Origin of the sequence: Burkholderia sp. WAC0059, from assembly GCF_002870125.1 — a bacterium.
Lineage (GTDB): Bacteria > Pseudomonadota > Gammaproteobacteria > Burkholderiales > Burkholderiaceae > Paraburkholderia.
The window spans coordinates 1-13256 of sequence record NZ_PNEO01000002.1 but is presented as its reverse complement, the minus strand read 5'-3'; the positions used below and the strand labels follow the sequence as shown (position 1 = coordinate 13256).

Here is a 13256-nt window from a genome sequence, read left to right as displayed (position 1 = left end):
CGCCGCCCCGAGCACGAACCGCGCCGTCGGTCCGGGCGTCCCCGGACGGCCTCTCACGCCCTCGCCCATGGACGGCAACAAGAATCTTCATCAGGCCTCGTTCTACCTGCTGCTTCTCGCGGTTTCCGTCGCGCTCTGCTTCGTCATTGCGCCGTTCTTCAGCACCGTCCTCTGGGGCGCGATCCTGGCGCTGCTCTTCCAGCCCGTGCACCGCTGGCTGCTCGTGCGCCTCAGGCACCGCCGCAACCTCGCCGCGCTCGTCACGCTGCTGCTGTGCGTCGTGATCGTCATCGTGCCGCTCATGCTCGTGGCCGGCACGCTCGTCCAGCAGGTCGCCGCGGCCTATGCGCAGATCCGCTCAGGCGAACTCGACATGGGCGGCTACTTCAGCCGGATCGTGCATGCGCTACCCGATTCGCTGCAGAACGTGCTGGCCCGCTACGACCTGATGAACCTGTCCGGCCTGCAGCAGCGACTGAGCGCCGGCGCGGCGCAGATCAGCCAGTTCCTCGCGACCCAGGCGCTCAATCTCGGCCAGAACACGATCCAGTTCGTCGTCAGCTTCGGCGTCATGCTCTACCTGTTCTTCTTTCTCGTGCGCGACGGCCGCGAGATTTCGCGGCTCGTGCGCGACGCGATCCCGCTCGACGAAGCGCACAAGCTCCATCTGACCCGCAAGTTCACAACGGTCATCCGGGCCACCGTCAAGGGCAACGTCGTGGTCGCGCTGGTGCAGGGCGCGCTCGGCGGCGGCGCGCTCTGGGTACTCGGCATTCAGGGCGCGCTGCTCTGGGGCGTCGCGATGGCATTCCTGTCGCTGCTGCCGGCCGTCGGCACGGCCCTCGTCTGGGGGCCGGTCGCCCTCTACTTCATCGCGACCGGCGCGCTCGCGAAAGGCATCGGCCTGCTCGCGTTCGGCGCGCTCGTGATCGGCTCGATCGACAACGTGCTGCGCCCGCTCCTCGTCGGCAAGGACACACGGCTGCCCGACTGGGTCGTGCTGATCTCGACGCTCGGCGGCATGTCGCTCATGGGCCTGAACGGCTTCGTGATCGGCCCGCTGGTCGCGGCCCTCTTCATCAGTTGCTGGGACCTGCTGCGGCGCGATCAGCGCGACGGCGAGGACGAATGAAACGCCTGGCCGGTCCGCCCCGGAACGCGGGCGGCTAGAGGGAATTTACGACGAGACGTGAACCGGCAGCGCAGTGCGGCCCGGACGCGGCGAGCCGACCGGCGCCATGCGCTGCGAACCGTCGCCATCGCCGCTGTCGACGGCCACCGAGAACCCGAACGTATTGACGCCGCCGGTGCTGCGCACAAAAACCGTGCCGCCGTGCATCTCCGCCACGGCCTTGACGATCGACAACCCGAGCCCGTGATTCTCGTGACTGTTCGAGCGCGCCTCCTGGAGCCGGTAGAAGCGATCGAAAATATGTTCGCACGCCACTGGATCGATCGGCTCGCCCGCGTTCGACACCGCGATCTCGACGAGCCCGCGCTGCGGCACGATCTCCACGCGCAGCATCGTGCCCGGCCGCGAATGCTGGATGGCGTTGACGAGCAGATTGCTCATCGCCCGGCCGAACAGCGACGTGTTGACCGACGCGCCGGCCTCGCCCTGCACCGTCACGCTGAGCTGCGCTTCTTCGAGCGGCATGTCGAGGAATTCGAGCATGCGCAGCACCTCGGCGCGCAGCGACACCTCGGTCAGATCGGTTGCCTGTTCGCCGCGGTCGCTGCGCGAGAGGAACAGCATGTCGTTGACGATCACGCGCAACCGTTCGAACTCCTCCAGATTCGATTGCAGCGTCTGCCGCAACTGCAGCACCGAACGGTCGCGCGTCAGCGCCACCTGGGTCTGGCCGATCAGGATGCTGACCGGCGTGCGCAACTCGTGCGCGACGTCGGCATTGAACGACTCGAGCCGTTCGTAGGCCCGGTCGAGCCGTTCGAGCGCGCCGTTGAACGAAGTGGCCAGCTCGTGCAGCTCTTCGGGCAGGGCATCGGCGTGCAGGCGCTGGCGCCGGTTCGACGGACTGAGCTGGGACGCCTCGCGCGAAAGCCGCGTCAGCGGCTCGAGCCCGAAGCGCGTCACGGCGCGGCTCAGCAGCGCGACGGCCACCGTGGACGCGGCGATCAGCACGCCGAGCGCGATGCCGAAGCTGCGCAGCATCTGTTCCGTGCGCTCGCAGTCGCTGCTCACGACAAGCCGCACGCTGGGGCGATCGCCGTTCGCGGGCACGACGTAGGCGGTCGTGATGACGTCGTAACCGTTGCCGGGCGGATGCACGAGCAAGTAGTCCCGGCCGAGCTTGCCGATCACTTCCCCCGTGATCGGCTTGCCGAAGCGAAAGCGCGGGTCGGGACCGTCGACGAAGTAGTGCATCCGGCTATCGGCCGGCGAGAGGTCCGCGAGCTTTTCCTCGACGGAGCCCCATTTCTCGACGTTCGGCGCGTGATAGACGATGAGGCTCGCGATGCGCGCGCGCGTGCTGAGCGCCTCGCGCAGCTCGTCGAACAATTGCCGCTTGATGAGAACGAAAAGCCCGACGCCCGTCAGCGTGAACACGACGAGCGACACCGCCGCGAACATCGCGCATAGCCGCAGCGAAATGGAATGCTTCACGCCGCGCTCCCGTCCTCGCGCACCTCGAGCACGTAGCCCATACCGCGAATCGTATGCAGCAGCTTCGCCGCGTGCGGACCGTCGAGCTTGGCGCGCAGCCGCTTGATCGCCGTTTCGACGACGTTCGCGTTGCTCTCGAAGTTCACGTCCCAGACGAGCTCCGTAATCAGCGTCTTCGAAAGAATCTCGCCGCGTCGGCGCGCGAGCACGGACAGCAACTGGAATTCCTTGGCGGTGAGGTCGAGACGCACGCCGTCGCGCACGGCACGGCGACCGATCAGGTCTACCTGGAGATCGCCGACCAAGATCAGCGTCGATTCCTGGGCCCGCGCGCGACGCGTCAGCGCGCGCAGCCGCTCGACGAGTTCGAGAAACGAGAACGGCTTGGTCAGATAGTCGTCGGCCCCGTCGCGCAGGCCGTGCACGCGATCGTCCACGCGGTCGCGCGCGGTCAGCATGATGACCGGCGTGTCCTTGCGCGCGCGCACAGCACGCAGCACGCCGAAGCCGTCGAGCTTCGGCAGCATGACGTCCAGCACGATCACGTCGAAGTCGTATTCGGTCGCCATCCAGGCGCCCTCCTCGCCGTCCATCGCGACGTCGACGATCCAGCCCTGCTCCGTCAGGCCGCTGTGCAGATAGTCCACGACCTTGCGCTCGTCTTCGATTACCAATACCTTCATGCCCCGCTCCTTGTCCTTGCGCTCGTGCGCCGGCGCCCGTGCCATCGCGGCCCTTTGTGCGTGCGATTCATCGTCAGTACATCCAGGTCCGGCCCGTCCATTCCGCACGCCGGGCGGGATCGCCCGCGGACGGCGGGCCGGCTCAACCGCTGCCGCCGGCGGTAGCCGTCTGCGGCACGGCGCCTTTCACTTTTCCTTCATCTCGCGGAGCGGCGAGCGCGGCGGCCTGATCCGCCGCGCTCCAGCCTCCTCCCAGCGCCTTCGCCAGATATACCACGGTGGCTGCCTGCTGTCCGCTGATCTGTACGGCCTGACGCTCGCTGGTCAGCAACTGCTGCTCGGCGCTGATGACGTCGAGAAAGGCCACGAGTCCGCCCTGGTAGCGCGCGTTCGCGAGATCGAACAGCCGCTGCGCGTCGTCGACGGCCTGGCTAGCGTCAGCCGAAGCGTGATCGAGCACCGAGAGCCCCGTCACCGCATTTTGCACCTCCTGGAACGCAGTCAGCACGGTTTGCCGGTAATTCGCCCCGGCGGACTGATAGGCCGCCTTCGCGTAGGCGACGCCGGCGGCGCGCCGTCCGCCGTCGAACAGCACTTCGCTCGCCGAAGAGCCGAGCGACCAGACGAGACTCGGCACTGAGAACAGCGTGCCGAAACGCGTCGACTCCCAGCCGATGTCCGGCGACAGCGTCACGTCGGGAAAGTACGCGGCGCGCGCCACGCCGATCTGGGCATTGGCCGCCGCCATGGCCCGCTCGGCCGAGGCGACGTCGGGGCGCCGCTCGAGCAGCTCGCTCGGCACGCCGGGCGGCAGCGCCGGAACCGGCAGCGGGCCGACCTTCGGCGCCAGCGCGAACTCGGGCGCGCTGCGGCCTAGCAGCACCGCGACGGCATGCTCGTACTGCGCGCGCTGATTCGCGAGCAGTTGGACCTGCGTGCGCGTCGCATCGAGCTGCGCCTTTTGCTGCATGACGTTCAGGCCCGACACCGCGCCGAGCTCGTGCTGCGCGTCGACGAAATCGAGCGCCTTCTGCTGCAGGCCTACCGAGCGGTCAACGACATCGATTTCGTCGTCCAGCTCGCGCAACGCGAAATAGTCGGTGGCGAGTTCGGCGCTCAGCACGAGGCGCGCGTTCGCGAGATCGTCGCCGGCCTGCTGCTCCGAGGCCTTCGCCGACTCGACCCTCCGCCGGATGCGCCCGAACAGGTCGAGTTCGTAGCTGACGGTCGGACCGATCGCCAGGTCGGACTGCACCGTCGACATGTTCGGCGTCGTATAGCTGAGCAGCGGCCGGTTCGCGGACACGCGCGCGCGAGCGGCCTGGGCATCGAGCGTCACTTGCGGCGACTGTTGCGATGAGACGGAGGCAAGCGTCGCGCGCGCCTCGTCGTAATGCGCCACAGCCATGCGCAGCGTCTCGTTGCGGGCGAGCGCCTCGGCCTCGAGATCGTCGAGTTCCGCGATGCCGAACACGGTCCACCACTGCGGATTGAGCGCCGCGTGCGACGGCTGGGCCGTTTTCCAGAACGAATCGGACGGCTCGATACGCCATGCGGCGGGACTTTGCGTCTGCGGCGGCTTGTAGTCGGGCCCGACCGTGCAGGCCGACAGGCACACGACCGTGCCCGCCATCATCGCTTTGACGCCGCGCGGCGCGTTCACGCCGGATTCCCCTTCTGCGCGCCCGCCGCGACGTGATTGCCGCCCGCAGCCGGCACGACCACCACGGGGTCGCCGTCCGAAATCGAATCACCCGGGTTGAGGACGACGCGATCGGAAGACGAAATGCCCTGGTCGATCTCGAGCGACTGCCCGAGGTCGCGCACGATCTGCACGGATTTCAGATGGACCCGCCCGTCGTTGCCGACCACGGCGACCTGCGGCCCCTGGGCACGGAACAGCAGCGTGTTGCCGGGCACCGTCAGCGTGCCGGCGGAATCGGTCTGCAACGCGGCCTGCACGTAAGCGCCGGGCATCAGCCTGTCGTCGTGATTGGGCAGGATGATCTCGATCTGCAGCGACCGGGTCGGCACGTCGATCGCCTGCGAGGTCCGCGTTACGGTGCCGTCGAACGCCGTGCCGGGCAACTCGGCCTGGGTCACGCTGACGTGCTGGCCGACCGCTACCTGCTGGGCGTAGGCCTGGGGTACCTGAACGTACAGGCGCAACGGATCGGCCTGCGCGAGCACGAAGAGCGCCCGGCCCGTGCCGCCGTTGCCGGCATTGACGAGATCGCCGACGTCGACGTTGCGCTGCGTGATGACGCCGGCGATCGGCGCGACGATGCGCTGGAACGATTTCAGCTCGGTCAGCCGGCGCACGTTCGCGGCGGCGGCGGCCAGGTTGGCGACGTCCTGGTTGTAGGCGCCCGTGCGATCGTCGAGTTCCTGCTGCGAAACGGCATCGCGCCTGATCAATTGCTGTGCGCGATTGAACGACGTCTTCGCGAGCGCGAGCGACGCGGCCGCCTGCTGTTGCTGAGCCTGCGCCTGCTGAAGCGACTGGTCTATTTCCGGCGTGTCGAGCAGGGCCAGCAACTGGCCCTGCTGCACGTGCGCGCCGATATCCACGTACCAATGCTGCACGTAGCCGTCGGCGCGCGCGTAGATCGGCGACTCGACGTAGCCGCGCAATGTGCCCGGCAGCACGAGCCGGCCGTTGACGCCCGTCGGATGAGGATGCACGACGTTCACGTACTGCTGCGCGTTCTGTCTCGTCACGTCGGCGAGACGATGGTCGTTGACGAGGTCGGAGAGGATCGTGCGCGCCGCGCCGATGGCGAGCAGCAGCGCGACCACGAGCACGGCGATGCGTGCGCGCCGTCCGGTCCGCTTGCGCGGCGGCGGCTGTTCAGGCCCGCGCTCGCGCCCGGCGACGTCGAGAGAAGAATGGTGTGGATCGTTCATGTCTTCAACCAGAAAGTCCGGACGGGATTCCGGGTTCAATGCCCGCCCGCTTCGCGTCGCGCGAGCCGGGTGTGCACGCTGGCGAACATCAGCGGCACGAACAGCAACGTCGACACGGTCGCAAAAAGCAGGCCGCCGATGACGGCGCGGCCGAGCGGCGCGTTCTGCTCCGCGCCCTCGCCCAGCCCGAGCGCCATCGGGATCATGCCGATCATCATCGCGAACGCCGTCATCAGCACCGGCCGCACGCGGGTCGCGCCGGCCTCGAGCGCCGCCTTCACCGGCGACGCGCCCGCGGCAAGCTGCTGCCGCGCGAATGCCACGACGAGAATGCTGTTCGCGGTCGCGACCCCGACGGTCATGATGGCGCCGGTCAGCGCGGGCACGCTCAAATGCGTGCCCGTGATGAACAGCATCCACATAATGCCGGCGAGCGCCGCCGGCAACGCGCTGATGATGATGAGCGGATCGGCCCACGACTGGAAATTCACGACGATGAGCAGGTAGACCAGCACGATCGCCATCGCGATCCCGACGCCGAGGCCGATGAACGACGAGCGCATGGTGCCGATCTGGCCGCGCATCGTGATGGTCGTGCCGCGCGGCGCACGGGCTTCTTCGCGCGCGACGATGCGATCGATGCCCGAACCGACCGAGCCCAGATCACTGCCCTCGACGCTCACGAGCACGTCGACGACGGGACGAATGTTGTAGTGCGTGACGATGGCCGGACCGTCGTGCGGCTGCAGCCGGGCCAGATTGCCGACGAGCTGGATCGCCCCGTCCTCGTGCGCCGACACCGGCGTGTTCATCACGGCGTTGACCGTATCGACGTCGTACTGCGGCGTCTGCACGGCCAGCGGATACTCGACGCCGTTCTGCGGACTCACCCAGAACGCCGGCGAGGTTTGTGTGCTGCCCGACAGCGAGATCAGCACGTCCTGCGTGACCTGCTGCGCGCTCAGATTCAACTGTTGCATGCGCGTGCGATCCATCGCCACCCTGAGAGCGGGCTCGTCGTTGCGCTGCTCGATGTGGGCGTCGACGGCGCCCGGCAACTGGCGGACCCGGGCAAGCACGCCGCGCGCCAGCGTCATGTCCTGAGCGAGATTGGTGCCGACCACCTGCACGTCGATGGCGGCCGGCTGTCCGAAGTTCAGGATCTGCGTGATGATGTCCGCCGGCTGGAAGAAGAACTCGATGCCAGGAAAGCGTTGCGGTAGTACCTGCCGCATCCGGTCGACGTACCGCTGCGAAGGCGCGTGATCGGGATCGAGCGCAATCTGGATTTCGCCGTCGAGCGTGCCGATCGTCCCCGCATTGCTATAGGAGAGGTTGATGCCGCTGTACGGCAACCCCAGGTTGTCGACGATCGTTTCGAGCTGATCCGGCGGAATGATCTGACGAATCTGCTGCTCCACCTCGTCGGCAAGCCTTGCCGTTTCCTCGATCCGGTAGCCAGTCGGTGCGCGCATGTGTAAACGGATATCGCCGGCGTCGACGGACGGAAAGAAATCCCGACCCAGTACGAAGACAAGCCCAAGCGATAGCAAACAAAAGCCGAGAAACGCGCTGATAAAAAGCCGCCGGTTCTCGAGCAGCGAACCGAGCAGCGAAACATAGACGGTGCGCAGGCGTTCGAACGCACGATTGAAGCGCTGATGCACGCGTGCGAACGCCGACTTGGGCTTGCCGTCCTCAGTCGTGCGGGGACCGGCATGCGAAAGCAGCAGCATCGCAAGGGTCGGCACCAGCGTACGCGACAGGATGTAGGAGGCGATCATCGCGAACACGACGGCCTCGGCAAGCGGGACGAACAGATAACGCGCCACCCCCGTCAGAAAGAACATCGGCACGAACACGACGCAGATGCACATCGTCGACACGAGCGCCGGCACCGCGATTTCGCCGGCCCCCTCCAGGATGCCGTCGTGCAGGGCCGCGCCCAGATGCAGGTGCCGCTCGATGTTCTCGATCGTCACGGTCGCATCGTCGACGAGAATGCCGACCGCGAGCGCGAGACCGCCGAGTGTCATGATGTTGATCGTCTCGCCGAGCGCGTCGAGCGCGATCAGCGACGACAGGATCGACAACGGAATCGAGACCGCGATGATGAGCGTGCTGCGCCAGTTGCCGAGGAACAGCAGGATCATCATCGCCGTCAACGCGGCGGCGATTACGGCCTCGCGCACGACGCCCTGCACGGCGGCACGCACGAAGATCGACTGGTCGAAGAGCGGCGTGATGTTCAGCTCGGGCGGCAGCGTATCGCGCACCCTCGGCAACAGCGCCTTCAACGTGCCGACCACCTCGAGCGTCGACGCGTCGCCGCTCTTCAGGACCGACATGAGTACGCCGCGCTGGCCGTCCTGGCGCACGATGTTGGTCTGCGGCGAGTAGCCGTCGCGCACGTGCGCCACCTCGCCGAGATAGGTCGTCGCGCCGCTGATGGTCTGCACCGGAATGTGGTTCAGCTCATCGATCGTCTCCGGCGATGCGTTGGTGTCGATCCGGTATTCGGTCTGGCCGAGCTTGGCCGTACCGGTCGGCAAAATCAGGTTCTGCGCGTTGACCGCGTCGACGATGTCGGTCGGCGTCAGTCCCTTCGCGATCAGTGCGGGCACGTCGAGATCGACCGAGATCACGCGGGTCTTGCCGCCGTAGGGGTACGGCACTTGCGCGCCGGGAATCGTGACGAGTTGCGGGCGCAGGAAGTTCATCGCGACGTCGGCCAGCGCCTGCTCGCTCATCGTCTTGCTCGAAAGCCCGAGCTGAATGACGGGGATGCTCGACGCCGAGTAGCTGATGACGAGCGGCGGTGTCGCGCCCGGCGGCATCTGGCGCAGTTGAGCCTGTTCGGACGCGACCGTCTGTGCGATGGCCGTCTGCAAACTCGCACCCGGCTGCAGGAACAGCTTGATGATGGCGATGCCCGGCAGCGACTGCGACTCGATGTGCTCGATGTTGCTCACCGTCGTCGTGAGGCCGCGCTCGTTGACCGACGTGATGCGGTCTGCCGTGTCCCTCGCGGAAAGCCCTGTATAGGTCCAGATGATGCTGATGACGGGGATGTTGATGGACGGCAGCACGTCGGTCGCCATCGACACGAGTACGAATGGCGTGGCGAGCAGGATCATGATGGCCATCACGATGAACGTGTACGGCCGCTTCAGCGCGAGATCGACAATCCACATGGGGCTGCTTCAGGAAAGGCTTCGGACGGGAAAAACCGGGATTAATCGAATACAGGGTCCCGCATCATAAAAAACGGCCATGACACGCTGCTGGCGTCAATATGGCGTTATTGACAGGATAGCTAAACGAATTTTCTGTCGACGCACACCTGCCATGACTGACCGGACACGGCATTTGTATTAAGCGCTTTAAGACTGGTCCTGCGATTCGGGATTCGGAAGAATGCCGATCCGGGCAAGAACAGCCCGCACTAGTTGACGAGCCGTAATCGTTCCGGCTCGCGCGCGGCACGGGCAGATGCGGCCTTTCCGTCGAATCCGGCGACGGATGCCAGCGTGGCTTCGTGCTCCGCGAGCAGCAACGGCACACGCTCGCGCAGAAAATCGACGAACGTCCGGATTTTTGCATCCAGATAGCGGCGCGAGGCGTAAAGCGCGTAGACGTTGAGTTTCTGCAGCCGATGATCGGGCAGCACGCGCACGAGCGTACCGTCCATCAGGCCCGGCAACGCGACCGGCAACGGCAGCGGGCCAATGCCCATGCCCTCGCGAATCGCGAGGGCCAGCGTGTCGGGATTGTTGACCTGAAACGACGCGACGCCGGCATGCCGGAAAATCTCGACGCGCGTTCCCATCTCCGCGATCCATTGACCGGCCGGCAGCCCCGTGTCAGTCAGATGAAGGCAAGTGTGGTGGCCGAGTTCGTCGAACGTGGCCGGCGTGCCCTGCCTGCCGAGATAATCGGGAGAGGCACACAGGATCGCCGGGATGCTGCCGAGGTGCTGCGAGATCAGCGCGGAATCCTGCAGCTCGGCGGCCACCACCACGGCTACGTCGTAGCCCTCTTCGATGATGTCCGGCATCTGCTGGGAGACGGTCAGGTCGACGGACACCTCGGGCAGATGCCGCTGATAACGGGCAATCAGCGGCATCACGTAGTGCTGCCCGAAACTCGCGCCGCCGTAGACACGCAGCCGGCCGGCGGGATTCGCCTGGGCAGCCGCGGCCTCCGCCTCGGCCTGCTCCAGATCGACGAGAATCTGCCGACAGCTTTGCAGATAACGCTCGCCGGCCTCCGTCAGCGACATGCGCCTCGTGGTCCGGTTCAAAAGCCGTGCCCGCAGACGCGACTCCAGATCAGTGATGGCGCGGGACACTTGTGCGGTAGTCAATGCCTCATGCGCCGCCGCGCGAGTAAAACTGCCCGACTCCACCACCCGGACAAAGATGCGCATATTTCGCAGCGTATCCATTTCGTGCTCCTCCATGCATCCAGGTACCGTGCAACTCAGGCGCAAGTCTGGAGCAGAGGCCGTGGCTGCATGCTGACCCGTACATGACGAGTCGGACAGCTACATGCGCCCGTTAACATTGCGTAATGAAGTCCCGCGCCCGCAGGCCGTAAGCGATACGAATTACTCGAGGCAGACCGTTCAATGTGGAGCGCATTTTCTGTTGACTTTCGTTTTGGTTTTCAGATACCTTGATACGGCCTGATTACGTGAATCATGTTTTTTTACGTCGCGGGCGGGACGAATGAACAGCGCTCCCGTCCATCGTCAATCAGGCTGCATTTCAACGTGAACGCTTTCGTGCCTGAATGGGAGTATCTACATGGAACATGGCATTATTGCCTGGCTCATTATCGGCGCCGTCGCGGGCTGGCTTGCGGGCGTGCTCGTCAAGGGCGGCGGCTTCGGATTGATCGTCGATATCATCGTCGGCATCGTCGGCGCCTTCATCGGCGGCTGGCTCGCGCATTTAGTCGGCATCTCGATCGGCGGAAGCTGGATCGGCTCGATCATCGTCGCGGTTATCGGCGCGGTTATTCTGCTTTTCATTATTCGCCTGTTCCGGCGAGCATAGCGTTTCATCAATAAAAAGGGGAGTGCCGTTAACGGCACTCCCTTTTTATTGATGCGCCCGTAATTGCGGGCTCGAAAATCCCCTCTAGTCGTTTACCTGGGCATCGTTCATGCGCATCGCCCGGGCAGCATGGTGCCCGTTTCGTTCAGACGCAGATGCATGGCGAACGCGTCTTGCAGCAGGTGCGGCGTCTGCCCTCCTCTCCTCAACGCCTCGCGATAATAATCGCGCAGCAGATCCCGATACAGCGGGTGCGAGCAATGCTCAACGATCCGGACGGCACGCTCGCGCGGCGCGAGCCCGCGAAGGTCTGCCAACCCCTGCTCGGTGACGATCACGTCGACGTCATGCTCGTTGTGGTCGACGTGCGGCACCATCGGCACGATGCTCGAAATCCGGCCCTCCTTCGCCACCGATTTGGTCGCGAAAATCGCGCAAGCCGCATTGCGCGCGAAATCGCCGGAACCGCCGATTCCGTTCATCATATGTGTGCCGCCGACATGGGTCGAATTGACGTTGCCGTAGATATCACACTCAAGCGCCGTATTCAGTGCGATCAGCCCCAACCGGCGAATCGCTTCGGGATGGTTGCTGACCTCCTGCGGACGCAGCACCAGACGATCGCGATAACGGTCCAACTCGGACAGCACCTGCTCCTGGCGATGCGCCGAAAGCGTCATCGAGGCGCAGGAGGCGAATGTCGCCTTGCCGGAGTCGAGCAAATCGAACGTGGAATCCTGCAACACCTCGGAGTAGATCGTCAGCGCCTCGAACGGCGAGGCCACGAAACCCGAGAGCACGGCGTTCGCAATCGTGCCGATCCCGACCTGCATAGGCGGCAATTGCGCCGGCATCCGGCCATGCGAGACTTCGTGACGGAAGAACTCGATCAGATGCCCTGCAATGAGGGCGGTCTCCTCATCGGCAGGCGATACCGTCGACGGGCTGTCCGGTTGATCCGTAATGACGATCGCGGCAATTTTCTCAGGAGGAATATCGATGAAGGTCGTGCCGACCCGATCCTGTGGCTTAGTGATCGGCAGCGGATCTCGGTGCGGCCTGCGTCCCGGAATCCAGATGTCGTGAAGCCCTTCGAGAGCGAGCGGCTGTGCCAGGTTGATTTCGACGACGACCTTGTCGGCCAGAATGGCGAAGCTCGCTGAATTGCCGACCGACGTGGTCGGCACGATACCGCCGGTTTCGGTAATCGCAACGGCTTCGATGATCGCAAGATCGAGCTTGCCCAGCAAGTTTGCCCGCAGCATCTCGACCGTCTCGGACAGATGCTGGTCGATGAACATCACCTCGCCGTTGTTAATTGCGCGGCGTAGCGTCGTATCGGCCTGAAACGGCAAACGCCGCTCGAGCATCCCGGCTTCGGTCAACAGACGGTCGGTGTCATGCCCGAGCGACGCGCCCGTCATCAACGTGATATGCAGCGACTCCCTTTCTTCGCTCACGCGCCGGGCCAACTCGATCGGTACCGCCTTCGTATCGCCCGCGCGGGTGAAGCCACTCGTCCCGACACGCATGCCATCGCGCACGAGTAGCGCGGCCTGTCTGGCCGATGTTATTTTTTCGTGTAATGCCGCACAACGAATCCGGTTTTCGTACATTCCGCCTCCCCCAATTGCCTTTCCGGTATCCACATTTGAATAGCAATGCGAAATACTCAATGGCAACGGCAATATTCAAATCGCCTATTTTATTTTGGGAATTACGAATGCCGCGCAATGGAGATGCGAGATATATGACCGGAATCCAGGCTCACGAAAAAAATTCCAGCATTAAGCGCCGTGCCCGCTAATTATCGGGGCTGGGGTATCTGGTTTTTTGGATACCCGGAGACACGAAACCCCGCCGGTCTTATGAGGGCCGGCGGGGTCTGGTGAGGAGGGGGGAGCCTGACGATTACCTACTTTCACACGGGGATCCGCACTATCATCGGCGTGGAGTCGTTTCACGGTCCTGTTCGGGATG

Annotated in this window: 9 protein-coding genes; 2 read left to right on the top strand and 7 right to left on the bottom strand. The window is 64.8% G+C overall.

Annotation, left to right across the window (positions count from 1 at the left end):
• Window positions 1-67: 67 nt before the first annotated feature.
• On the top strand, window positions 68-1132 hold the full coding sequence (locus CY652_RS02055) for an AI-2E family transporter (protein WP_102129037.1): 1065 nt from the start codon (window positions 68-70) through the stop codon (window positions 1130-1132).
• Between the two features lie 45 nt (window positions 1133-1177).
• Here CY652_RS02055 and CY652_RS02050 read toward each other — a convergent pair whose 3' ends face one another.
• The 6 genes from CY652_RS02050 to CY652_RS02025 all read right to left on the bottom strand — a co-directional run bounded on the left by CY652_RS02050 (window position 1178) and on the right by CY652_RS02025 (window position 10663).
• Window positions 1178-2626 carry a heavy metal sensor histidine kinase gene (locus tag CY652_RS02050; protein ID WP_102129036.1) on the bottom strand — a complete coding sequence of 483 codons (1449 nt, stop codon included), beginning with the start codon at window positions 2624-2626 and terminating at the stop codon, window positions 1178-1180.
• A complete protein-coding gene (locus CY652_RS02045) occupies window positions 2623-3309 on the bottom strand; it encodes a heavy metal response regulator transcription factor (RefSeq protein WP_102129323.1) in 687 nt (228 codons plus the stop codon). The genes CY652_RS02050 and CY652_RS02045 overlap by 4 nt, the downstream gene beginning before the upstream one ends.
• Window positions 3310-3451: 142 nt before the next feature.
• Entirely contained in the window at window positions 3452-4945 is a 1494-nt protein-coding gene (locus CY652_RS02040) for an efflux transporter outer membrane subunit (protein ID WP_102129322.1), read from the bottom strand.
• A gap of 23 nt (window positions 4946-4968) precedes the next feature.
• On the bottom strand, window positions 4969-6216 hold the full coding sequence (locus CY652_RS02035) for an efflux RND transporter periplasmic adaptor subunit (RefSeq protein WP_102129035.1): 1248 nt from the start codon (window positions 6214-6216) through the stop codon (window positions 4969-4971).
• A gap of 35 nt (window positions 6217-6251) precedes the next feature.
• Window positions 6252-9410 (bottom strand): efflux RND transporter permease subunit, encoded by a 3159-nt coding sequence (locus CY652_RS02030; RefSeq protein ID WP_102129034.1) that lies wholly within the window; start codon window positions 9408-9410, stop codon window positions 6252-6254.
• 251 nt (window positions 9411-9661) lie between these two features.
• Complete coding sequence (locus CY652_RS02025; protein WP_102129321.1) at window positions 9662-10663, bottom strand: LysR family transcriptional regulator; 1002 nt, start codon at window positions 10661-10663, stop codon at window positions 9662-9664.
• Window positions 10664-11024: 361 nt separating this feature from the next.
• Between CY652_RS02025 and CY652_RS02020 the strand changes: the two genes are divergently transcribed.
• Window positions 11025-11276, top strand: a complete 252-nt coding sequence (locus CY652_RS02020) for a GlsB/YeaQ/YmgE family stress response membrane protein (protein WP_102129033.1) — start codon at window positions 11025-11027, stop codon at window positions 11274-11276.
• A gap of 107 nt (window positions 11277-11383) precedes the next feature.
• On the opposite strand, the gene CY652_RS02015 is transcribed toward CY652_RS02020, so the two are convergent.
• The gene (locus CY652_RS02015; RefSeq protein WP_102129032.1) at window positions 11384-12892 is read right to left on the bottom strand and encodes an acetyl-CoA hydrolase/transferase family protein; all 1509 of its coding nucleotides are present in this window, start codon (window positions 12890-12892) and stop codon (window positions 11384-11386) included.
• Window positions 12893-13256: the final 364 nt, after the last annotated feature.